Annotated in this window: 18 protein-coding genes and 3 pseudogenes; 15 read left to right on the top strand and 6 right to left on the bottom strand. The window is 65.4% G+C overall.

What is annotated here, in order from left to right:
• Positions 1-154: 154 nt before the first annotated feature.
• The 3 genes from EEB15_RS31800 to EEB15_RS31790 all read right to left on the bottom strand — a co-directional run bounded on the left by EEB15_RS31800 (position 155) and on the right by EEB15_RS31790 (position 2,682).
• On the bottom strand, positions 155-919 hold the full coding sequence (locus tag EEB15_RS31800; protein WP_141514002.1) for a LytTR family DNA-binding domain-containing protein: 765 nt from the start codon (positions 917-919) through the stop codon (positions 155-157).
• On the bottom strand, positions 916-2,022 hold the full coding sequence (locus EEB15_RS31795) for a sensor histidine kinase (protein ID WP_141514001.1): 1,107 nt from the start codon (positions 2,020-2,022) through the stop codon (positions 916-918). Before EEB15_RS31795 ends, EEB15_RS31800 begins: the two co-directional genes overlap by 4 nt.
• 96 nt (positions 2,023-2,118) lie before the next feature.
• Positions 2,119-2,682, bottom strand: a complete 564-nt coding sequence (locus tag EEB15_RS31790) for a carboxymuconolactone decarboxylase family protein (protein WP_233259708.1) — start codon at positions 2,680-2,682, stop codon at positions 2,119-2,121.
• 121 nt (positions 2,683-2,803) lie between these two features.
• Here EEB15_RS31790 and EEB15_RS31785 point away from each other — a divergent pair, with 121 nt between their 5' ends.
• The 5 genes from EEB15_RS31785 (at position 2,804) to EEB15_RS31765 (ending at position 7,787) form a co-directional block, all read left to right on the top strand.
• A complete protein-coding gene (locus tag EEB15_RS31785; protein WP_141513999.1) occupies positions 2,804-3,157 on the top strand; it encodes a helix-turn-helix domain-containing protein in 354 nt (117 codons plus the stop codon).
• 109 nt (positions 3,158-3,266) lie between these two features.
• Entirely contained in the window at positions 3,267-3,893 is a 627-nt protein-coding gene (grpE, locus tag EEB15_RS31780) for a nucleotide exchange factor GrpE (RefSeq protein WP_370284060.1), read from the top strand.
• Between the two features lie 94 nt (positions 3,894-3,987).
• A complete protein-coding gene (dnaK, locus tag EEB15_RS31775; RefSeq protein ID WP_141513998.1) occupies positions 3,988-5,928 on the top strand; it encodes a molecular chaperone DnaK in 1,941 nt (646 codons plus the stop codon).
• 99 nt (positions 5,929-6,027) lie between these two features.
• On the top strand, positions 6,028-7,173 hold the full coding sequence (gene dnaJ, locus EEB15_RS31770; protein ID WP_141513997.1) for a molecular chaperone DnaJ: 1,146 nt from the start codon (positions 6,028-6,030) through the stop codon (positions 7,171-7,173).
• A gap of 47 nt (positions 7,174-7,220) precedes the next feature.
• Positions 7,221-7,787, top strand: a complete 567-nt coding sequence (locus tag EEB15_RS31765) for a hypothetical protein (protein WP_141513996.1) — start codon at positions 7,221-7,223, stop codon at positions 7,785-7,787.
• A 4-nt stretch (positions 7,788-7,791) separates the two neighbouring features.
• Here EEB15_RS31765 and EEB15_RS34380 read toward each other — a convergent pair.
• Positions 7,792-8,613: pseudogene (locus EEB15_RS34380) on the bottom strand (radical SAM protein); the annotation flags it as partial.
• A 180-nt stretch (positions 8,614-8,793) separates the two neighbouring features.
• A pseudogene (locus tag EEB15_RS34375) lies at positions 8,794-9,951 on the bottom strand (LAGLIDADG family homing endonuclease); the annotation flags it as partial.
• Between the two features lie 192 nt (positions 9,952-10,143).
• Between EEB15_RS34375 and EEB15_RS31745 the strand changes: the two are divergent.
• The 5 genes from EEB15_RS31745 to EEB15_RS31725 all read left to right on the top strand — a co-directional run bounded on the left by EEB15_RS31745 (position 10,144) and on the right by EEB15_RS31725 (position 18,486).
• Positions 10,144-11,355: an adenylate/guanylate cyclase domain-containing protein gene (locus EEB15_RS31745; protein WP_141513995.1), complete on the top strand. Its 1,212-nt coding sequence runs from the start codon at positions 10,144-10,146 to the stop codon at positions 11,353-11,355.
• A 9-nt stretch (positions 11,356-11,364) separates the two neighbouring features.
• Complete coding sequence (locus EEB15_RS31740) at positions 11,365-15,396, top strand: PAS domain S-box protein (RefSeq protein ID WP_141513994.1); 4,032 nt, start codon at positions 11,365-11,367, stop codon at positions 15,394-15,396.
• 88 nt (positions 15,397-15,484) lie between these two features.
• Positions 15,485-16,066 (top strand): GbsR/MarR family transcriptional regulator, encoded by a 582-nt coding sequence (locus EEB15_RS31735; protein ID WP_141513993.1) that lies wholly within the window; start codon positions 15,485-15,487, stop codon positions 16,064-16,066.
• Between the two features lies 1 nt (position 16,067).
• Complete coding sequence (locus tag EEB15_RS31730; RefSeq protein ID WP_141513992.1) at positions 16,068-17,432, top strand: cytochrome ubiquinol oxidase subunit I; 1,365 nt, start codon at positions 16,068-16,070, stop codon at positions 17,430-17,432.
• Between the two features lie 16 nt (positions 17,433-17,448).
• Positions 17,449-18,486: a cytochrome d ubiquinol oxidase subunit II gene (locus EEB15_RS31725; RefSeq protein ID WP_141513991.1), complete on the top strand. Its 1,038-nt coding sequence runs from the start codon at positions 17,449-17,451 to the stop codon at positions 18,484-18,486.
• On the opposite strand, the gene EEB15_RS31720 is transcribed toward EEB15_RS31725, so the two are convergent.
• On the bottom strand, positions 18,483-19,415 hold the full coding sequence (locus EEB15_RS31720; RefSeq protein ID WP_141513990.1) for a carbohydrate kinase: 933 nt from the start codon (positions 19,413-19,415) through the stop codon (positions 18,483-18,485). The two genes, EEB15_RS31725 and EEB15_RS31720, sit on opposite strands and share 4 nt — an antisense overlap.
• A gap of 189 nt (positions 19,416-19,604) precedes the next feature.
• On the opposite strand from EEB15_RS31720, the gene EEB15_RS31715 reads away from it, so the two are divergent.
• The 5 genes and pseudogenes from EEB15_RS31715 to EEB15_RS31695 all read left to right on the top strand — a co-directional run.
• Positions 19,605-20,603 carry a sugar ABC transporter substrate-binding protein gene (locus EEB15_RS31715; RefSeq protein WP_141513989.1) on the top strand — a complete coding sequence of 333 codons (999 nt, stop codon included), beginning with the start codon at positions 19,605-19,607 and terminating at the stop codon, positions 20,601-20,603.
• The gene (locus tag EEB15_RS31710; protein ID WP_370284057.1) at positions 20,600-21,592 is read left to right on the top strand and encodes an ABC transporter permease; all 993 of its coding nucleotides are present in this window, start codon (positions 20,600-20,602) and stop codon (positions 21,590-21,592) included. The genes EEB15_RS31715 and EEB15_RS31710 overlap by 4 nt, the downstream gene beginning before the upstream one ends.
• Positions 21,592-22,386: an ATP-binding cassette domain-containing protein gene (locus tag EEB15_RS31705; RefSeq protein WP_141513988.1), complete on the top strand. Its 795-nt coding sequence runs from the start codon at positions 21,592-21,594 to the stop codon at positions 22,384-22,386. The genes EEB15_RS31710 and EEB15_RS31705 overlap by 1 nt, the downstream gene beginning before the upstream one ends.
• A 10-nt stretch (positions 22,387-22,396) precedes the next feature.
• On the top strand, positions 22,397-22,852 hold the full coding sequence (locus tag EEB15_RS31700) for an RbsD/FucU family protein (protein WP_141513987.1): 456 nt from the start codon (positions 22,397-22,399) through the stop codon (positions 22,850-22,852).
• Positions 22,852-23,455 (top strand): annotated as a pseudogene (locus EEB15_RS31695) (ROK family transcriptional regulator); the annotation flags it as partial. The gene EEB15_RS31700 and the pseudogene EEB15_RS31695, both read left to right, overlap by 1 nt.

Below are 23,455 nucleotides of genomic sequence, written 5' to 3'. Positions count from 1 at the left end.
CCCACGCTGAGACTTGCACACGCGATCAGTCAGTGGCACGCCCTGCGCTACCGGCTTGCCGAGCCTCCGCGCAAACGCGTCCTGCAGCGCCGACGAGCACGTGAACTTCTAAGTTAGCGCTTATGGGATCAAATCCGGCATGACAGCCCAGGCGTCACATTTGCTGGAACAAGTGCAGGTAGCTGCGGCTGACGGTTACCTTGTCGCTGCGATCCTTCAAATGCAGTTCCCCTGAATCCCCGGGCCCGTGCGTGAAATGGCTCACCCGATCCAGGCAGACGATCGCCGAGCGGTGTACCTGCGCGAAGCGCTCGGGGTCTAGCTCGTCGGCCAACTCGCGGATGGTCTTGCGGATCAGCGCTTCGCCGCCTTCCCACACCACCATCGTGTACTTGTTGTCCGACTTCACGTAGATCACCTGCTCCACCGGAATGAGGCGCACCGTCGCACCGACGGAGGCCTTGATCCATTTGAGCCAAGGTCGCGGCGCGAGCTTGTCGCGAAGTTGCAGGGCCATGCGCTCCAGCGTCGTTTCCCACTCGGGCTGCGGTGCGTGCGCCGGTGCTTGCAGCCGCCCGCGCAACCGCTGCACCGTCTCGGCCAGGCGCTGCTCCTCGATCGGCTTGACGAGGTAGTCGATCGCGCCCTGGCGGAAAGCCTCGACGGCGTACTGGTCGAATGCGGTGACGAACACCACTTGCGCCCGCCCGCCGATGCAACGCGCCACTTCGATGCCGTTCATGCCCGGCATGTGCACGTCGAGGAACGCGACTTGGGGTTCGTTTTGGTCGAACAGCTCCACCGCCTCGCGGCCATTGCGCGCCTGCGTCACCAGCAACTCGGGCCAGAGATTCTTCAGCAACGACGCCAGCCGCTCGCGCAGCAAGGGCTCATCGTCGGCGATCAGCGCGTTCGTCATTGAACGGTCACATCCGGAGCCTTCACGCGGATGTCCGCGCGCAGCCCGTGGGGAATTTCCTCGCTCAGGTCCAGCCGCGCATCGTCGCCGAAAGAGGCGCGCAGCCGCGCGGTGAGGTTGGCCAGGCCCGTGCCTTCACCCGCGTGTTCGGACATGCCGACGCCGGTGTCCGCAACCCACAGGTGCACCATATCCGCATCGAGCCGGCGAGCCCCCACCTCGACGCGGCCACTGTCGATGCCGGGGTCGATGCCGTGGCGGATCGCGTTCTCGACCAGCGTCAGCAGCGCCATGGCGGGGAACCGCATGCCGCGAAGGCGCGGGTCGACGTCCACCGTGTACGCCAGCCGGTCGGGCATGCGCATCTGCATCAGGTCGAGGTACGCACGCACCAGCCGCTCCTCGTCGCCCAGGGTCGCGTCGCCTTGTCGCAGGTGCGGCACGGCAGCGCGCAGGTAGTCGATCAGGCTGCGGAAGACCGGCACCGCGCGCGGCGAACCGCTCTCCACCAGTTCCTGCACGTTGGCCAGCGTGTTGAGCAGGAAGTGCGGCTGGATCTGCGCGGTCATCAGGTTCAGGCGCGCGTCGGCCGCCTGGCGCTGCAGCGTTTCGCGCTCCAGCGCGAACTGCAGGGCCTGCGCGCGGATCTGCGCGTCCCGCTCGCTGTACAACGCACCGAGCGCGAACAGGGAACCGACGAAGATGGAGATGAACATCACCATCATGTAGCCGCGCACGTGGCCCTTGGAACCGAGGAAGGCCGAGATGTCGCCGCCGAAGGTGAGCATCTGCACCAGGAAAGGCGACAGCATTGCCGCCGCCGCGACGGCCAGCACTTGCACAGCCCAACGCGGAACGGCTTCCTGTCGCCAGGCCCCCGCCGCCGTGAAGGCGAACAGCAGCATGAGCGCCACGAACGTCACCTCGCCCACCACCTCGATGAAGGGGTTGTGGAACATCGGTTTGAGGACGACCGAAGCGACCAGGGCGGCGATGACGACGACCGTCAACTGGCGGCGGGTCGGCACGACGCGGCGACGCGGAGGCGCGGCGGTCACGCCCGGCGTGGCGGCGCCGTCGCCGGATGGGATGGCAAAGGACATCGAGCGACGATAAGGGCCGACACCGCCGCCGGTCAAGGCACGGGCCAAACCGGATGCGACGAAACGCGGTTTACCGGGGACGGGCTGCGTTGTCCGTCACCGTTCCCAGCGCGCGGCCCAAGGCTCCAGCGGTACCCGGGCCGCATTGCAGACGTAGCTGATCGCGTGATACCAGCCCGCGAGCATCAACAGTTCGATGAGCTGCGGCGCGCTCCACACGGCCGCGAGCTGGGGCCATAGGGCGTCGCTGACGGTGGCCGTGTCGTGAAGCTCGTCGGCCATCTGCACCAGCAGGCGGTCGCGGGCAGTGAGGGCGGCGTCGTCCAGCTCAGCGTCGGCGATCGCGGCGTTCTGCGTCGGGGTGAACCCTGCTGCCTCCGAGAATGCCGCGACGTGGACGCCCCACTCGTACTGGGCGCCGCAACGGGCACAAACGCGGTTGATCACCACTTCCCGGTCACGCAGCGGCAAGCTGGCCTTGCCGCCGAGCAGGTAGCCACCCCACCCTGTGGCGCGTGAAGCCAGCTCGGGGTTGTGGGCCAGCACGCGAAAGAGCGCCAAAACGGACGGCGCGCCGGGCGGCGTCATGCGGGCGAGGAGCGCGTCCAGGTCGGGCGCGTATGGCGGGGCCAAGGGTTCAATGCGGGGTGCGTTAAGCATGAGGTTCTCCATTCAGGTCAACGTGATGCGCTACGGATTGCGTAGCAACTCCACTCTATCGCTACGGTTTGCGTAGCGTCAGTCGCAAACACGACAAAGCCTGCCGCTAGAATCGGCGGCCATGAGTTCGACCGTGCCTCAGCCTGGACAACCGGTTCGCGGGTCGCGTACCGGCCGCCCGGTGATGGCGCTGCTGGACCTGTTGGGCCGTCGGGGGAGTTTGCGGCTGCTATGGGAGTTGCGAGACGGCCACGCCCAGAGCTTCCGGCTGCTTCGGGACAGCGCGGACGCCATTTCGCCTTCGGTGATGAATTCGCGCGTGAAAGAGCTTCGCGAAGCCCGCCTGGTCGAGCTCACCGCGGCCGGCTATGCGCTCACGGGCGAGGGGCTGGAGCTCGTGCGCCACCTCAAGCCCCTGCATCGCTGGGCCGAGGGTTGGGCAGCGCACACACAGGACGGGCCCGATCCCGTCTAGTTCCATCCCGTCCAATTTAGTTAGCTGATCGTTATCTCCCTGTCTTGAAAAGGGCCACAGGGCCCCAAGCTGCTGCGCGAGCCCTTTACTTCACATTCCACAACGAGCCATGGCCGACGAGAACCAGACCGACATGCCCGACAAGAACACGGCCCAGAACGCGACCGCCGCGACCGCCGCGACCGCCGCGACCGCAGCCGATCCCTTTCCCGATGCAAGCCCCGAAGAGCGCGAGGCCGCCCAGGCCGCCAACGAAGCCGACCTGGGCCTGGTGCAAGCCGAATTGGCTGCGCTGAAGGCGAAAAACGCCGAACTCAGCGAGCAGGTGTTGCGCGCCCACGCCGAAGCCCAGAACACGCGCCGCCGCGCCGAGGACGAAATGTCCAAGGCCCGCAAGTTCGCCGTGGAAAGCTTCGCCGAGAGCCTGCTGGCCGTGGCCGACAGCCTGGAGGCGGGCTTGGCCCACAAGGACGCCACGCCAGAGCAGATCCGCGAAGGCGCCGAAGCCACGCTGCGCCAGCTCAAGAGCACGCTCGAGCGCAACAAGGTGATCCAGATCAATCCGGTGGCCGGCGCCAAGTTCGATCCGCACCAGCACCAGGCCATTTCGGTGGTGCCGCAATCCCCCGAATCCCCACAGGAACCCAACACTGTGGTGAGCGTCCTGCAGAAGGGCTACCTCATCGCCGACCGCGTGCTGCGCCCGGCGCTGGTGACCGTGGCGGCGCCCAAATAACGCGCCCCGGACCGCTTGAAACACCACAGCTTATCCACAAGTAACCCACATCGAATCTGAATTGGCCGCGAGGCCGCAAGCTAGGAGAAACAACATGGGAAGAATCATCGGCATCGACCTCGGCACCACGAACTCGTGCGTCGCCATCATGGAGGGCAACACGCCCAAGGTCATCGAGAACAGTGAAGGCGCGCGCACCACGCCGTCCATCGTGGCGTACCAGGAAGACGGCGAGATCCTCGTCGGCGCTTCGGCCAAACGCCAGGCGGTCACCAACGCCAAGAACACGCTGTACGCCGTCAAGCGCCTGATCGGCCGCAAGTTCGAGGAAAAGGAAGTCCAGAAGGACATCAACCTCATGCCCTACTCCATCGCGAAGGCCGACAACGGCGACGCATGGGTGGAAGTGCGCGGCAAGAAGATGGCGCCTCCGCAGATCTCCGCCGAAGTGCTGCGCAAGATGAAGCGGACCGCCGAGGACTACCTGGGCGAGCCGGTCACGGAAGCCGTGATCACGGTGCCTGCGTACTTCAACGACAGCCAGCGCCAAGCCACCAAGGACGCCGGCCGCATCGCCGGGCTCGACGTCAAGCGCATCATCAACGAGCCCACCGCGGCGGCCCTGGCCTTCGGCCTGGACAAGCAGGAAAAGGGCGACCGCAAGATCGCCGTGTATGACCTGGGCGGCGGCACGTTCGACGTATCGATCATCGAGATCGCCGACGTCGACGGCGAGAAGCAGTTCGAAGTGCTGTCCACCAACGGCGACACCTTCCTGGGCGGCGAAGACTTCGACCAGCGCATCATCGACTACATCATCAGCGAGTTCAAGAAGGACCAGGGCGTCGACCTGTCCAAGGACGTGCTCGCGTTGCAGCGCCTGAAGGAAGCCGCCGAAAAGGCCAAGATCGAGCTGTCGAGCAACTCGCAGACCGACATCAACCTGCCTTACATCACGGCGGACGCCAACGGCCCGCGCCACCTGAACATCAAGCTCACCCGCGCCAAGCTGGAAAGCCTGGTCGAGGAACTGATCGAACGCACCGTCGCGCCCTGCCGCACCGCCATCAAGGACGCCGGCATCTCCATCGCCGACATCCATGACGTGATCCTCGTCGGCGGCCAGACCCGCATGCCCAAGGTGCAGGAAAAGGTCAAGGAGCTCTTCGGCAAGGAAGCGCGCAAGGACGTGAACCCCGACGAAGCCGTGGCCGTGGGCGCCGCCATTCAAGGCCAGGTGCTGGGCGGCGACCGGAAGGACGTGCTGCTGCTGGACGTGACGCCGCTGTCGCTGGGCATCGAGACCCTGGGCGGCGTGATGACCAAGATGATCACGAAGAACACGACCATCCCGACCAAGTTCGCGCAGACCTTCTCCACCGCCGACGACAACCAGCCGGCCGTGACGATCAAGGTCTACCAGGGCGAACGCGAGATGGCCACCGGCAACAAGCTCTTGGGCGAGTTCAACCTGGAAGGCATCCCGCCCTCCCCGCGCGGCCTGCCCCAGATCGAGGTGAGCTTCGACATCGACGCGAACGGTATCCTGCACGTGGGCGCGAAAGACAAGGCCACCGGCAAGGAAAACAAGATCACCATCAAGGCCAACTCCGGCATCTCGGAAGAAGAGATCCAGAAGATGGTGAAGGACGCCGAGCTCAACGCCGAAGAAGACAAGAAGAAGCTCGAGATCGTGCAAGCCCGCAACCAGGGCGAAGCGCTCGTGCACAGCGTCAAGAAGAGCCTGTCCGAGTACGGCGACAAGCTCGATGCCGGCGAGAAGGAAAAGATCGAAGCCGCCTTGAAGGACGTCGAGGAAGCGCTCAAGGGCGAAGACAAGACGGCCATCGATGAAAAGACCAGCACTCTGATGTCGGTCAGCCAGAAGCTGGGCGAGAAGATGTACGCCGACATGCAGGCGCAGCAGGCGGCCCAGGCCGCCGCGGGCGGCGCGGCCGGCGGCGCGCAGGAAGCGTCGGCGAAGCCGGCCGACGACAATGTGGTTGATGCCGAAGTGAAAGAAGTTAAGAAGTGATCTTGATTCCGGACGCGTAGCGCCGGATCAAGTCGCCGCGTTCGACGGTTACCCCACGGGGAACGTCAACGCGGCGTTTTGCGTTAACTCGTGAAGAACATGGCCACAAAACGAGACTATTACGAAGTCCTCGGCGTTCCCAAGAACGCCTCCGACGAAGAAATCAAAAAGGCTTATCGCAAGCTCGCGATGAAGTTCCACCCTGACCGCAACGCGGAAGACAAGGGTGCGGAAGCCAAGTTCAAGGAGGCCAAGGAAGCCTACGAGATGCTGTCGGCCGCCGACAAGCGCGCGGCCTACGACCAGTACGGCCACGCGGGCGTGGACCCGAACATGCGCGGCGGCGGTGCCGGCGCGGAAGGGTTCGGCGGGTTCGCCGAGGCGTTCGGCGATATCTTCGGCGACATCTTCGGCCAGCAGCGCGGCGGTGGCGGCGCTCGTGGCGGCGGGCGCCAGGTGTATCGCGGCAGCGACCTGTCGTACGCGATGGAAGTCACGCTCGAAGAGGCGGCCGAAGGCAAGGAAGCGCAGATCCGCATCCCGTCGTGGGATTCGTGCGAGACCTGCCACGGCAGCGGCGCCAAACCCGGCACACAGGCCAAACAATGCTCCACCTGCCACGGGCAGGGCGTGGTGCAGATGCGCCAGGGCTTCTTCTCGGTGCAGCAGACCTGCCCGCATTGCCGCGGCACGGGCAAGATCATCCCCGAGCCCTGCACCACGTGCCATGGGCAAGGCAAGGTCAAGAAGCAGAAGACGCTGGAAGTGAAGATCCCCGCCGGCATCGACGACGGCATGCGCATCCGCAGCGCCGGCAACGGCGAGCCTGGCACCAACGGCGGGCCGCCCGGCGACCTGTACATCGAGATCCGCCTGAAGAAGCACGACATCTTCGAGCGCGACGGCGATGACCTGCATTGCGTCGTGCCGATCAGCTTCACGCGCGCGGCGCTCGGCGGCGAAATCGAAGTGCCGACGCTGGCCGGCAAGGCCGCCATCGATATCCCCGAAGGCACACAGGCCGGCAAGCAGTTCCGCCTGCGCGGCAAGGGCATCAAGGGCGTGCGTTCCAGCTACCCCGGCGACCTGTACTGCCACGTAGCGATAGAGACGCCGGTCAAGCTCACCGAGCACCAGCGCAAGCTGCTGAAGGACCTCGACGAGTCGCTCAAGAAAGGCGGTGCCAAGCACTCGCCCACCGAAGAGGGCTGGGCGGACAAGCTGAAGGGCTTTTTCAGCGCCTGAGTGTCGATACGCATGGACGCATCGGCCGTTGAAGGCAGAATGCGCCCATGTCGCTGAAGCTCTTCCGTTCGACCGGTTATGCCTCGATCCTCGCGCCCGGTGAAACCCGGCAGGGGACCAAGCACCCGGGCTGGATCATCCTTGCCGTGAGCCTGTGGGCGGGCTTTGCCTGCAACGTGGCGCTCTGGCGTAGCTTCCGCGGGCAAGCGGATGTTGCGCATGCCTTCGCGCTCGGCGTTCTTGTTGCGTCTGCCTGCGGCTTCGTCCTGAGCCTGCTCGGGTGGCGCGCCACGCTCAAGCCCGCCGCGACGTTGACCCTTTTTCTGGCCGCGCTTTCGGCGTGCGCAATCTGGGGCCAATCGCTCCCGCTGGACGGGCCATTTTCCGAGATGCGCCTGTCCACGCTGATGATCCCTCCTTGGGCCAGTCTGCTGCGATGGCAAGTCTCTCTGCTCTTGGTCGTGTTGGCCGTCGTCCCCACGATGTGGATGTGGAACACGCAAGTGCGAAGGCTCGCCGGCCCGGCCCAGATGTCGGTCAACTTGAGGGGCATGCTGGTCGCGGCCTGCTTCCTGGCAGCGAGCGCCCTCCTGTTGCTTCGCGGACTCGTTTGATCCGCTAGAACAAAGCGCCCTGCCCCGGCGCACCGGGCCGGCGGAACGCAGTCTGGTCGAGCACGACCCTCTCGCGGTTGAATCCGATCCGGCGCGCCGCTTTCTCGAACCGCTGCGCGATCAGTTGCGCCCAGGGGCCGCTGCCTTTCATCCGCGTGGCGAAATTGCTGTCGTAATCCTTGCCACCGCGCATGTCATGGATGCGCGCCATGACGCGATCGGCTCGCTGTGGGTAGTGCACTTCGAGCCATTGGCGGAAGAGCGGGCTCACCTCCCAAGGCAGGCGGATCACGTGATAAAACGCGCTGCGCGCACCCGCGTCCCAGGCCGCTTCGAGCACCTGCTCCATGTCGTCGGTGAGAAAGGGAATTTGCGGCGCCAGGCTCACGCCGCAGGGAATGCCGTTCTCCGCCAGCGTGCGCAGGATGCGCAACCGCCGGTGCGGCGCAGCGGCGCGCGGTTCGAGCTTGCGGGTGAGCTCGGCGTCCAGCGTGGTGATGGTGACGTTGATGGCCGTGAGGCCCTGGGCCGCCATGGGCGCGATCAGGTCCAGGTCGCGTTCGACCCCGCTCGACTTGGTCACCAGGCCGAACGCGTGCCGCGTTTCGTGGAACAGCTCGATCACCGCTCGCGTGAGGCGCAGTTCCCGCTCCACCGGCTGGTAGCAGTCGGTGGCAGTGCCGATCGCGATCAGCTTCGGCTCGTAGCTGCGACGAGAGAGCTCCGCACGCAAGACCTGCGCGATGTTTCGCTTGGCGATGATCTTCGTCTCGAAGTCGAGGCCGGGTGAGAGGTTGAGGTAGCTGTGCGTAGGGCGGGCATAGCAGTTGTGGCTGATAACTCCGTTTGCGATGAAATCACCTGTGCCCGTCGTGATGTCGAACAGGTCGCGTTTCGCATCCAGTGGATCGATCGCAACGACGTCAAGGCCGGCGCCCGATTTGACAGCTTGCCCCGAGATGTCGCGCTTGCGGGCGATGGCAGGGTCACATGTGCGGAAGAAGCGGAGGTGTTCTCGCAACCCGCCCCGCACCCGGACGTACTTCATGCGCTTTTCCCTGATCTGCGAGCTGACTTCCGTGACGACGTCGAACCCGAACGCGCGAAGAATCGAGTGGGTGACGCCGATGACCTGGTCGTCGGAGTTCGCGATTCTGACGGTGCCGGAACTGTAGCTGCCCTCAGAATCGAAGATGCCCGCGAGAAAACCGCGTGACCAGTCGCCTTCGTGTCTGTCCGGCCATTGAATGAGGTGCGAAATCGCTTCAATCGCCTGACGGGCGCTGGTCCGGATCGCCTCGATACGCTGAAGCGTCTCGGTTTCGGCCTGGAACAAAAAGCGCTGGGTTGCTATCCCGAAGTCGCCAAGGAATTTTGCAGTTCGATCAAGCGCAGCTCCATCCGTCATGGCGAGCCGGAACCTGTGCTGGTCGCCACTGGCGCGGCCGGCGCGTTCATACCGATAGCTTTTCAGATGCCCATCCCCCCGGATCACGCCGCAAAGATAGCCGCGGCGATAGTCGGGACCCCGCTCGAAGTCAGCAGCCGGAGTGATTTTCCCGAAACCCATCAACGAATTTGCCGTCGTCAGGTACGGCCGCTGCGATCCCGGTTCGGCACGAGTGACGAACTTCCAGCCGCGCTCCGTCAGGAAGCGGTGGTCGCCACTCGCCGTCAGCGAAGTGCCGTCCGCGAGCTGAATACGGAAGGAAGGTTTGCGCGTTTTCCAGTGCGCCAACACTGCTGTCTGCACGTAGCGACGGTAGTGGCCCTCGCGTCGCGTGCCGACTATCGAGTCCCCAACCCGCAGGTCGCCGAGCGCCTTGGTGGTCCCGTCGGCCATCAGGATCAGCGTTTCGCCGTCCAGGCAGTAGACACAACCGTGCTCGCAGCCTCGGTACGGGTTGATCGAGCGGTCGAAGTACACGTCGGGCGAATCGTTGCTGCTGATGATGGTGCGGGCGTCTTCCCAGATCACCTCGGTCCGCAGAGGCTCACCCGTTTCAGCCTCGCGCTCGCCCTGCGTCTCCCAACCGTCATCGAACGCCTGGCGTGCATCGCGCTCGAACCGGTTCGGCAGCCAGGTGGCCGCGCCGCGCCCTTTGATGGCCTCCAGCGGGATGCGGATTTCGTCCGGGGCGGGTTCTGACTCGATACTGTTCATTTATACAGTATCGGCCGTCAGGCCTTTAAACGCAAGCGCCACATGCACCACAAACGGTACTTAACACTTTTGGCGCACGGCAAATTGCCTAGCCGTCCCGAGGTTTTTTCGTAGGGGTCCGAACGCGTCGGATGGTCTCATCCATATGTCGCCGCAAGAGGTTCGAAGCGGTGAAACCAGAAAGGCAGCGCAATGATTACCAGCAAGCCCGCAGGCACCCCCAAGGCCAGGATTCTCGTGGTGGACGACACCCCCGACAACCTGTACCTGATGAGCGCCTTGCTCGAGGACACCTACGACGTCGCCACGGCTGAAAGCGGCGTCCAGGCGCTGGAGATGGCGCAGTCGGCCACGCCGCCCGAACTCATCCTGCTCGACATCATGATGCCGGAGATGGACGGCTACGAAGTCATGCGGCGCCTGCGGCAGAACCCCGTTACGGCCGCGATCCCGGTGATCTTCCTCACGGCGCTCACGAGCATCGAAGAAGAGCAGTTCGGACTGGACCTGGGCGCTGTCGACTACATAACCAAGCCGATCAGCCCGCCGGTGGTGCTGGCCCGCGTGCACGCCCACCTGGAGCGGAGCGGCAACGCGCGCCGCCTGCAGGCCCTGTCCGAAAAACTCGGACGCTACCTCGCGCCGCAGGTCTACAAGTCGCTGTTCGACGGCTCGCGCGACGCGGAAATCCGCACGCAGCGCAAGAAGCTCACGGTCTTCTTCTCGGACATCAAGGACTTCACGGCCTCCACCTCCAAGTGGCAGCCCGAGGACATCACCTTCCTGCTCAACAGCTACTTCTCGGAGATGTCGAAGATCGCGCTGGAATACGGCGGCACGCTGGACAAGTTCATCGGCGACGCCATGGTGATCTTCTTCGGCGACCCGGACACATACGGCGTGAAGGAAGACGCCCTGCGCTGCGTGAAGATGGCCCTGGCCATGCAGCGGCGCATGTCCGAGCTGCAGATCCTCTGGCGCGAAATGGGGTCGGACAAAACCTTCCAGGTGCGCATGGGCATCAACACCGGCTATTGCGACGTCGGCAACTTCGGCAGCGACCTGCGCATGGACTACACCATCATCGGCTCCGAGGTGAATCTCGCGGCCCGCCTGGAACAGTCCGCGGACCCGGGCGGCATCGTGATCTCGAAGGAGACCTACGGCCTGGTGCGCGACGAGATCGTGGCCGACGAACTCGAGCCGCTGATGGCCAAGGGATTCGCGGAGCCGCTCGCGGTTTATTCGGTTCGCGAAGAAGCCAGGCGCGAGTCCGCAGCGCGCAAGGTCTTCCAGTGGGAACGCCTGGGCATGCGCGTGCTGATCGACCTGGACCGCCTGCCCTCCGCCGAGCGTGCGGCCGCGGCTGTCGAGCTGCGTGAAATGGCGGACCGGCTTCATTGAAAGGCTGACGTGGATCTCGACCTCGACCTCGAAGCCCTGCCGGCGGTGGCCGAGCCCCGGATCGGCGACGGCGCACTGCCGGACATCGACTCCCTGCGCGAGGAACTGCGCATCGTGCGCCGCCAGGCCGAACGGCTCGGCGAGAAGCTCGCGCAGAGCGAGTCGACCACGTCCCTGTTGTTCGCGACACTGGACTCCGCCGACGACGGCATCATGGCGTTCCAGTTCGCCGACAACGCCCTCTTCTACAACACCGCCTTCGTCACCATGTGGCGCATCCCGGAAGACATGCTCTCGGGCATGGGCCAGCAGGAACTGCTGGCGTTGCAGTGCGCGCAAGCGAAGCACCCCGCGGAACTGGAGGAAGAAACCAGCGGGTTCGATCCGGACGCCGAAAACTTCAGCGTGGTCGAGCTGAAGGACGGCCGCATCTTCGAACGGCACGCCCGGCCCCAGCTGGTGCACGGCAAGAGCGTGGGGCGCGTGGTCGTGTTCCGCGACATCACCCAGCGCGTGCAGTTCGAGCAGAAGATGATGTTCAACCACATGGTGGTCGAGAGCTCGGGCCCGATGATGTGGGTCGACTACGAGGCGCGCCACATCACCTACGCCAACCGCGCGGCCTGCGAAGTGCTGGGATACGGGGTGGACGAAGTCATCGGGCTGCCCATCGGCGAGGTGGATGCCGGCTACTCGGTCGAGGCGTTCAAGCCCCTGGAGGACATCTTGCGCGAAACCGGCAAGCCGTTCGGCTTCCGGTCGCACTACCGCCGCAAGGACGGCGAGCTGCGCAACATCGATGCGACGGCTTCGCTCACGGACCATGGCGACCGCGAGATCTGCATCGTCAGCTTCAAGGACATCACCGAACAGAAGAACGCCTCCCGCGAGCGTCAGCGCCAGCAGGCGCTGATGAGCGCGCTGATCAATTCCATTCCGGACGTCATCTCCTACCGCGACCCGAACGGCGTGTTCCTCGGTTGCAACGATGCCTTTTCCCATCTGCGCGGACGGCCTGACACGGACCTCATCGGCCACACCGCCGAAGAGGTGTTCCCGCCGCAGCGGGCCGCGATCATCCGGGCGCGCGACGAAGAAGTCCTTCGCTCCCTTCAATCCGCCATGCTCGAGGAATGGGTGGCCTACCCCGACGGGACGGAACGGCTGCTGGAGACCGTGCGCAGCCCGCTGCGCGACCAGGACGGCAAAGTGCTGGGCATCCTGGCGATCGGCCGCGACATGACCGAGCGCGCGCGCCTCGAGCAGAAGATGCAGTTCAACCAGGTGGTGGTCGAAAGCTCCGGGCCCATGGTCTGGGTCGACCGGGCAAGCCGCAGCATCACGTACGCCAACCCGGCAGCCTGCGAGCTGCTCGCCTATTCGCGCGAAGAGCTGCAGGCCCTGCGAATCGACGACCTCGATGTGTATTTTTCCGACGAAAGCGCGGCGAAGCTGGATGCCAAGCTGGAGTCCACCTCCCACCCGGTCAACTTCAGCACCCGCTACAGCGGCAAGGGCGCTGGCCTGCGCGACGTGGCCGCCACGGTCTCGCGCACCGAGGACATCGGGCGCACCATCTACATCATCAGCTTCAAGGACGTGACCCTGCAGAAGGCCGCCGAGCGTGAAAACAAGCGCCAGCAGGCGCTCACGCGCGGGGTCATCAACTCGATTCCGGACATGGTCGTCTACAAGGACACGCACGGCGTGTACCTGGGCTGCAACGAAGCCTACACCGCGATCACCGGACGCCCCGAATCCGAGATCGTCGGATGCACCGCGCACCAGCTGTTCGACGGCGACCGTGCAGCCGAGATCGACGCGCGGGAAGCCATGATCATGGCAACCATGCAAAAGGACAGCTCGGAGGAGTGGGTGACCTACCCCGACGGCGCCAAGCGCCTCCAGGAGATCGTGCGCAGCCCGCTGCGCGACCACGCCGGCGCTGTCGCAGGCATCCTGGCGATCGGCCGCGACGTGACCGAGCGCAAGCAGGCGGAGCAGGAGATCCGCCAGGCCAAGGAACTGGCGGAGGAAGCCACGCGCATGAAGACAGACTTCCTGGCCAACATGAGCCATGAGATCCGCACGCCGATGAACGCGATCATCGGCATGTCGCACCTCGCCCTCAAGACGGACTTGACGCCGCGCCAGCGCGACTACATCGGCAAGGTGCAGGCCTCGGGCCAGCACCTGCTGGGCATCATCAACGACATCCTCGACTTCTCCAAGGTCGAAGCGGGCAAGCTCACCATCGAACAGGCCGACTTCGAGCTCGAGACCCTGATGGAGAACGTGGCCAACCTGATCGGCGAGAAGAGCGCCGCCAAGGGCCTGGAGCTCGTCTTCGACATCAGCCCCGACGTGCCGCGCCGCCTGGTGGGCGACTCGCTGCGCATGGGCCAGATCCTCATCAACTACGCCAACAATGCCGTCAAGTACACCGAGAAGGGCGAGGTCGTGATTGCCGCGCGGGTGCAGGAACGCAACGCGCAGGGCGTCCTGCTTCACTTCTCCGTCACCGACACCGGCATCGGCCTCACCGAAGAACAGCAAAGCCGCCTGTTCCAGAGCTTCCAGCAAGCCGACACATCGACCACCCGCAAGTACGGCGGCACGGGCCTGGGCCTGGCGATCTCGAAGAACCTGGCCCAGCTGATGGGCGGCGAAGTCGGGGTGCAAAGCAGCCGCGGGAACGGCAGCACGTTCTGGTTCACCGTGCGCGTGGGCATCGGCCAGGCACGCGTCCGCGAGCTCGTGCCCGTGCCTGACCTGCGCAACCGCCGCGCGCTGGTGGTCGATGACAGCGACAGCGCACGCGCGGTCCTTGCCGACATGCTGCAGGGCATGACTTTCACGGTGGTGGAAGCAGCATCGGGCCGGGCCGCCCTGGAGGCCGTGCGCGAGGCCGCGCTCAAGGGCACGCCGTTCGACATCGTCTACCTGGACTGGCGCATGCCCGAGATGGACGGCATCGAAACCGCCCGGCGCCTGAAGACCCTGGACATTCCGCAGCCGCCCTTCATCGTCATGGCAACAGCGCACGGCCGCGAAGAAGTGATCAAGCACGCGGAGACCGTGGGAATCGAGAACGTGCTCATCAAACCGATCAATCCGTCGATGCTGTTCGACACGACCGTCGGCGCGCTCAGGGGCCACGCCCCGGAGGCGCGGCAGTTGGGCAGCCCCACGGCCGCCGGCTTGGACGACCGGCTCGCGAGCGTGAAGGGTGCGCGCATCCTGCTGGTGGAAGACAACGACATCAACCAGCTCGTGGCCAGCGAAATTCTGAGCGACGCGGGCTTCGTGGTGGAAGTGGCCGACAACGGCCAGGTCGCCCTCGACATGGTGCAGCGTCACTCCTACGACCTGGTGCTGATGGACATGCAGATGCCGGTGATGGACGGCGTGACCGCCACACTTGAAATCCGCAAACTCCCGCAGTTCGCCGCCCTGCCGATCGTCGCGATGACCGCCAATGCGATGCAACGCGACCGCGAGCGCTGCCTCAAGGCCGGCATGAATGACTTCGTCACCAAGCCGATCGACCCGACCGAGCTGTGCGCCGTGTTGCTCAAGTGGATCAAGGCCGCGCAGGCGGCCCAGCCGGCCGCAGCGGCGCAGGCGGCTGCGGAACCTGCGCCTGCCGCGCAAACCGCCGGCGCGGACGCCGACCCACTGGCCTGCGTCCCCGGCCTAGACGCCGTCGTCGGCATGCGCCGCATGATGGGAAAGCGCAGTCTCTACCTCGCCATGCTCAGGCGCTATGTCGATGGCCAGCGCACCTGCATCGCCGAGTTGCGGGCTGCGCTCGACAGCGGCGACTGGGCGACGGCGGAACGCATCGCACATACCGCGAAAGGCGTCGCGGGCAACATCGGCGCGGTCCACATCCCCAAGCACGCTGAGGCTGTGGAGCTGGCCATCCGCCAGAAGCGCACGCGCGCGGAGGTCGACGAACCTCTGCAGTCTTTTGACCAGCGCCTCGGCGAGTTGCTCGCTGGGTTGGAAGAGGCGTTGGCCGAAGCCGTAGCGGCCTAGAGCGCTCTACGCCAATCAATACCCTTCCCGCATTGTTGAGTTTTCAGTAATTCCTGAAAACTCAGGAAGGTCACGCCATAATCGCGGCATGCCCTTGCAACAGCACCTGCCCCCGCTGTCCAGCCAGTTCGTCGCGCACTTCGGCGAAATGGGCAGCCGCTGGGGCATCAACCGCACCGTCGGCCAGATATATGCGCTGATCTTCATTTCGCAGCGCGCGCTCAATGCCGACGAGATCGCGGAGGCGCTTGAGTTTTCGCGATCCAACGTCAGCATGGGACTGAAGGAACTGCAGGCCTGGCGCCTGGTGCGCCTGCGGCATTTGCCGGGCGACCGGCGCGAGTATTTCGAAGCGCCATCGGACGTGTGGGAGATCTTCCGTGTGCTCGCCGAGGAAAGGCGCCGGCGCGAGGTCGAGCCCACGCTGTCAATGCTGCGCATGGCGCTGCTCGAGGAACCGACCAGCGAAGCCGATCGCCATGCGCAGGAGCGCATGCGCCAGATGCACGAGCTGATCGACCGCTTGATGACGTGGTTCGACGACGTGGGCAAGCTCGCGCCGGAGACTGCGATGCAGCTCATGGGTATGGGCGCCACCGTCACCAAGGTGCTGGAGCTGAAGGACCGCATGACGGGCAAGTCGCCCGCCGCAGCCACCAAGAGGAACTGACATGGACGCCCTCATCCTCTCGCGCATCCAGTTCGCGGCGAACATCGCGTTCCACATCCTGTTCCCGACTATCAACATCGCGCTGTGCTGGTTCCTGGTCTACTTCCGCCTGCGCCACGGCGCGGCCAAGGGCACCCCCGCCGCGCAGGATTGGGAAGAGGCCTATTACCTGTGGACCAAGATTTTCGCGCTCACTTTCGCGCTGGGCGTGGTTACGGGCATCACCATGAGCTTCCAGTTCGGCACCAACTGGCCGGGCTTCATGCAGAAGGCGGGCAACATCGCCGGGCCGCTGCTGGGCTACGAGGTGCTCACGGCCTTCTTCCTCGAAGCGACCTTCCTAGGGGTGATGCTGTTCGGGCGCGGGCGCGTGTCCGACCGAGTCCACTTCTTCGCCACGCTGATGGTGGCCGCGGGCACGACGCTGTCGGCGTTCTGGATCCTGAGCCTCAACTCCTGGATGCAGACGCCCGCGGGCTACGAGATCATCGACGGCCAGTTCCACGCGACGAGCTGGCTCGAGGTGATCTTCAACCCGTCGTTCCCGTACCGGCTCGTGCACAAGCTGCTCGCCTCGGCGCTCACGGCGTCGTTCCTCATCGCGGGCCTGTCGGCCTTCCAGTTGCTGCGCAACACGGCCAACGGCGGCACGCGCCGCGCGCTGCACGCGGCGGTTGTTGCGGCGGCCGTCGTCATCCCGCTGCAGATCCTGGCCGGCGACATGCACGGGCTCAACACGCTGAAGCATCAGCCCGCGAAGATCGCCGCGCTCGAAGGCATCTGGCACACCGAGAAAGGCGCTCCGCTCACTCTCTTCGGCTGGCCCAACGAGAAGGAACGCCGCACGGATTACGCGATCAAGTTACCCAAGCTGGGCAGCCTGATCCTCGCGCACGACAGCGAAGCCGAGATCAAGGGCCTGAACGAATTCCCGAATGCGCACCCGCCAGTCGCGCCGGTGTTCTGGAGCTTCCGCGTGATGGTCGGGGTGGGCGTGCTGATGTTGCTCGTGTCGTGGTGGTGCGCACTGACGCTGTGGCGCCGTGCGTCCCTTTCCACCTGGCAACTGCGCCTGTTGGCCGCGATGACGTTCTCCGGATGGGTCTCCACGCTGGCGGGCTGGTTCGTCACCGAGATCGGCCGCCAGCCCTTCCTGGTGTACGGGCTCTTGCGCACCGCCGATCTCGTCGCCGACCATCCGCCGGGCATGGTGCTGTCGACACTCATCGCCTACCTCACCGTTTACGCCTTCCTGCTCGCCTCGTACGTGTTCGTGTTGATGTACATGGCGGAGCATCCCGCCAAGCCGACGCCAGATACCCCGCAGAGCCCCAAAGCCGCAACGCCCATCCGCGGCCCCGCCTGAACGCAAGGAGCACGCCATGAACTTCACCTGGAACGAGATGCTGCCGCTGTTCTTCATGGCGGTGATGGGGCTGGCTCTGCTGGCCTACGTCGTGCTGGACGGCTACGACCTGGGCGTGGGCATCCTGCTGCCGTTTGCAACCGACGACGAGAAGGACGTGATGGTGTCCAGCATCGGGCCGTTCTGGGACGCCAACGAAACCTGGCTCGTGCTGGGCATCGGCATTTTGCTGATCGCCTTCCCGGCGGCGCACGGCATCGTGCTGTCCGCCTTGTACCTCCCCGTCGCCTTGATGCTCATCGGCCTCATCCTGCGCGGCGTGTCGTTCGATTTCCGCGTCAAGGCGCGCGCCGAGCACAAGACCATGTGGAACCGCCTGTTCGCGCTCGGCTCGCTCGTGACGGCGATGGCGCAAGGCTGGATGCTGGGCAGCTACCTCACCGGCTTCGACCACGGCTGGCAGTCGTCGCTGTTCAGCCTGTGCATCGCATTGACGCTGCCCACGGGCTATGCGTTGCTCGGCGCCGGTTGGCTGATCATGAAGACCGGCGACAACCTGCAGTTGAAGGCCGTTCATTGGGCGCGGCTGGTGCTGTGGCCGATGGGCGCGGCGCTGGTCGCCATTTCGCTCGCCTCGCCGATGGTGAGCCACACCGTGCTGGAGCGCTGGTTCGCGATGCCGCAGTTCATCGGGCTGCTGCCGATCCCGGTGGCATGCGCCGTGGCCTTCTACGCCATCCTGCACGTCACGGGCAAGCCTCGTGTCGTGGCGGCCGGCTATGGCTGGGTCGTCTTCGCCGCCACGGTGCTGATCTTCGTGCTGGCCTTCCTTGGTCTCGCCTACAGCCTCTACCCCTACATCGTGATCGACAAGCTGACGGTATGGCAGGCCGCGAGCGCCACCAAATCGCTGCTGTTCATCTTCGTCGGGGTGGCGATCACGCTGCCGGCGATCATCGTGTACACGGTGTTCATGTACCGCGTGTTCTGGGGCCGGGCACGGGCGCTCGACTACGCGCTCTCCGGGGACCGCCGCGCAAGTGGCGTCTCTTAGTGATCCCCGAGTTCGCCGCGCCGGGGCATATCAGCGCCACGCCGCGAGCAGGTGATGGCGGCTGCACGGGCGGCGAAACCCAGCGCCGACTGCAACTTCGCGGTGGTCAGCACGCCCAGCGCCTGGACCGATAGGCGACCCTGCTCCGCCAGCCAGGTCAGCATCGCTGCCTGGAACGTGTCACCGGCACCCACGGTGTCGATGACCTCGACATGCATGGACGGCATCGAGACGTGCGCCTGCCGAGTCCAGGCCGCCGACCCTTCAGCACCCCGGGTGATCACCACCAACCGCACGCCACGCTCCAGCGCATGGGCCGCGAACGTGCCGCAGGCGGTGCCGGGCAACAGAAGTTGCAAGTCTTCCTCGCTGATCTTCAGCAGATGGGTGCGCGGCAGCATCCATTCCAACATGTCACGCCAGCGCGCCAAAGTGGGCTCGACATTCAACCGGATGTTCGGGTCGTACGCGATGAGTGAGCGTTCATGTTCTCTCTCGACCAGCGCCCGCAGCGTCGAGGCAATGGGCTCCACGACGGTGGCATAGGACCCGAGCTGGATGGCACGCACCCCTTGCGGCAAGGACGCCAGCGCTTGCGCCGTGAGCTGCCTGTCGGCGCACCCTGCGCCGTAGAAGGAATACGAAGGCACGAGGTTGGCATCCAGCCCGACGAGGCTGAGCGTGGTGGGCGCGTCGTTGCGCTGCACGGCCGAGGTATCCACGCCCTCTGCCTGCAGCGCGCGCACCAGGCGTTCGCCGAGAAAGCCGCGTGATACAGCCGAGAAAAACGCGACCGGTTGCCCCAGCCGCGCCAGGCCCACCGCCGTATTGAACGGCGAGCCGCCCACGCGCGCGTCCAGCGTCATGCCGGCCGGGGTATCGCCGGCGGCAAACACGTCCATCAGGGCCTCACCACAGACAACGAACATGGCCACTCCGGTGGGAATCGATGAGGCGCAGCATGGCGCGCAAATTTTTACTGCACATTCGGGTTTTCCATTAATACATCGCCTTGATTTATTAATTCTACTCGCCCACACTTGCGTCAGTTCGAAGCGACAGCGCCCGGACCCGTGATTTCAACGACGCCTTGCCGTTCAACCCGTACAGGAGACTCCATGCAACTCAAGCACACCGCCGTCCTCGCCGCCCTGCTCGCCAGTGCCGGCGCTGCCATGGCAGCCGACCCGCCCGTCATCGGCCTCATCACCAAAACCGAAACCAACCCGTTCTTCGTCAAGATGAAGGAAGGCGCAGCCGAAGCCGCCAAGGCAAGTGGCGCGAAGCTCCTGTCCGGCGCCGGCAAGACCGACGGGGACAACGCGGGCCAGGTCACCGCCATCGAAAACATGATGGCCGCGGGTGCCAAGACCATCCTCATCACGCCCAGCGACAGCAAGGCCATCATCCCGGCCATCAAGAAGGCGCAGGCCAAGGGCGTGATGGTGATCGCGCTGGACAGCCCGACCGACCCGGCCGACGCCACCGACGCGCTGTTCGCCACCGACAACTACAAGGCCGGCGTGCTGATCGGCCAATACGCCAAGGCGGCGCTCGCAGGCAAGCCGGCCAAGATCGCCATGCTCGACCTGTTTCCCGGCCACCCGGTGGGCGCGCAGCGCCACAACGGCTTTCTGAAGGGGTTCGGCCTGGCCGCACCCGACGCCAAGAGCAACGAACTCGGCAAAGCCGCCGAAGTGGTCTGCATGGCCGACAGCTTCGGCGACCGGGCCAAGGGACAGACCGCGATGGAGAACTGCCTGCAGAAGAACCCCGACATCAACCTCGTCTACACGATCAACGAACCCGCCGCCGCCGGTGCCTTCACGGCCCTCAAGTCGGCCGGCAAGGAAAAGAACGTGGTCATCGTCTCCGTGGACGGCGGCTGTGAAGGCGTGAAGAACGTCGGCGCGGGCGTCATTGCCGCCACGTCGCAGCAATACCCGTTGAAGATGGCGTCCATGGGCGTCGAGGCCGGCGTCGCCTACGCCAAGAACGGCACCAAGGTCAGCGGCTACACCGACACGGGCGTGACGCTGATCGCGGCCAAGCCGCTGGCCGGCGTCGACAGCAAGGACGTGAAGACCGGCACCGACCTGTGCTGGGGCAAGAAGTGAGCGGCACGCCGGCCGCTGCTAAGCTGCCGCCGCGATCGTGGAAGGCGAACCTTCCGCCCATCGGAACGCTCGGCCCCTTCCTGGCCTTGTTGCTCGCGTGCGCGTTCTTCGCCACCCAGAGCGACCGGTTCCTGACCGGCGAGAACTTCTCGCTGGTGCTGCAGCAGGTCATGGTGGTGGGTGTCATCGCCATCGGCCAGACCCTCATCATCCTCACCGCGGGCATCGACCTGTCGTGCGGCATGGTCATGGCGCTGGGCGGCATCGTGATGACCAAGCTGGCAGTCGAAATGGGCCTGCCCGCGCCGCTGGCCATCCTGTGTGGCATCGGTGTGACGGCGCTGTTCGGCCTCGCCAACGGCTTGCTGGTCACCAAGATCAAGCTGCCGCCTTTCATCGTCACGCTGGGCACGCTCAACATCGCATTCGCCATCACGCAGCTGTACTCCAACGCGCAAACGGTGACCGACCTGCCGCCCATGATGACCTGGCTGGGTGGCACCTTCAGGCTGGGCGGCACGTCGGTGGCATACGGCGTGGTGCTGATGCTGGCGATGTATCTCGGCGTCTGGTTCTGGCTGCGTGAAACCGCTGCCGGCCGCCACGTCTACGCAGTGGGCAACAGCCCCGAGGCGACACGGCTCACCGGGATCGCCACCGAGCGCGTGCTGCTCGGCGTCTATGTGATGGCCGGGGTGTTCTACGGCATCGCCGCGCTTCTGTCGGTGGCCCGCACCGGCGTCGGTGACCCGAATGCCGGCCAGACGGAGAACCTCGACGCCATCACCGCAGTGGTGCTGGGCGGCACCAGCCTGTTCGGCGGCCGCGGATTGATCGTGGGCACGCTGATCGGCGCCGTCATCGTCGGCGTGCTGCGCAACGGCCTCACGCTGATGGGAACACCCTCGGTCTACCAAGTCCTGATCACCGGCATCCTGGTGATCGTGGCCGTGGCCATCGACCAACTTTCGCGCAAGGGAGGCCGCTGATGGGCGCGAACCCTAAGCTCGTGATGCAGGCCAAAGGGCTGGTCAAGCGCTATGGCCAGGTCACGGCGCTGGATGGCGCCGACTTCGAACTGCGCGCCGGCGAAATCCTCGCGGTGATCGGTGACAACGGCGCCGGAAAATCCTCGCTGATCAAGGCGTTGTCCGGAGCCACCATCCCCGATGCGGGCGAGCTGCTGCTGGACGGCAAGCCGGTCCACTTCAGGAGCCCGATCGATGCGCGCCGCGCCGGCATCGAGACGGTGTACCAGGATCTGGCGGTCGCTCCGGCGATGAGCATCGCCGAGAACCTGTTCCTCGGCCGCGAACTGCGCCGGCCCGGCTTCCTGGGCAGCGTGCTGCGCATGCTGGACAAGAAGAAGATGCTCGAGGAGAGCATCGCCCGCATGCAGGAGTTGAAGGTCGGCATCCGTTCGATGACGCAGCCGGTGGAAACTTTGTCGGGCGGGCAACGCCAGTGCGTCGCCGTGGGCCGCGCGGCGGCGTTCGCGCAGCACGTGGTGATCATGGACGAGCCGACGGCCGCGCTCGGCGTGAAGGAAGGCAACATGGTGCTGGACCTGATCCGGCGCGTGCGCGACCGGGGGCTACCCGTGGTGCTGATCTCGCACAACATGCCGCATGTTTTCGAGGTAGCCGACCGCATCCACGTGGCACGCCTGGGTAAACGCGCCGCGGTGCTGAACCCCCGGAAGATCAGCATGAGCGACACCGTCGCCGTGATGACCGGCGCGATGCCTCCTGAGAGCATTCCCTCCGAATGCCTGGCGCATTGAAAGGGCGAACATGCTGAAGGGCATCGACCCGCTGCTGTCGCCCGACCTGCTCAAGTTGCTCTGCGAGATGGGCCACGGCGACGAGATCGTGCTGGCCGACGCCAACTTCACCGCCGGATCGCTGGGCCGCGGCAAGACAGTGCTGCGCCTGCCCGGCATCGGCATGCGCCAGGCCTGCGCCGCGGTGCTGTCGGTGTTTCCGCTGGATGATTTCGTCGCGCAGCCGGTCGCTTACATGCAGGTCGGCGACACACCGGCCGGCTACCGTTCCGAATTGCAGCGCGAGGTCATCTCCGACATGGGTGCGAGCGGCAGCGCTGGCAGCGAGCAGTGCGAGGCCCTGGAGCGCTTCGCCTTCTATGATCGCGTGGGCCGCGCCTATGCGATCGTGCAGACCGGCGAACTTCAGGCCTGGGCCAACTTCGTGCTCAAGAAGGGCGTGATCGCCGAGGAGCTACGCAAGTGATGGACGACCAGCCGCAAGACACCCAGCCCGAGGCACGGCTGCGTCCGCGCGGTTCCAACCAGGTGGGGATGCGGCAATTCAACGAACGCGTGGTGCTGCAGGCGATCCGCCTGCAAGGCAGCTGCCCCAAGGCCGAGATCGCGCGCCTGACGCAGCTCACCGCGCAGACGGTGCAACTCATCATCGGCCGGCTGGAGGCCGATGGGTTGGTCCACAAGCTGACGCCGGTGCGCGGCAAAGTGGGACAGCCGTCGGTGCCAATGGCCCTCAACCCCGACGGCGCATTCTCGATCGGCGTGAAGATCGGCCGGCGCAGCATGGACATGCTGCTGGTGGACTTCAACGGCCAGGTGCGCGAAAGCCTGTCGCTCGCCTACGCGTTTCCCGATCCCGACACGCTGTTCGGCGAGATCGACACGCGTCTGCGGCAATTGCGCAAGACGCTCAAGCCGGCGCTGCGCGACCGCCTGAGCGGCATCGGCGTCGCGGCGCCCCTGTCGCTCGGCGGCTGGAACGAACTGCTCGGCATCGCGCCGGAACTCGCGGAGAAGTGGAACGGCATCGATGTCCGCGAACGGGTGGCATCCCTGGGCGGGACGGGAG

Source organism: Ramlibacter sp. WS9 (assembly GCF_003797765.1).
In the GTDB taxonomy this organism is placed as follows: Bacteria; Pseudomonadota; Gammaproteobacteria; order Burkholderiales; family Burkholderiaceae_C; genus Ramlibacter.
Note: the sequence above shows the minus strand (reverse complement) of the source record. Positions and strands in the feature narration are given on the sequence as shown.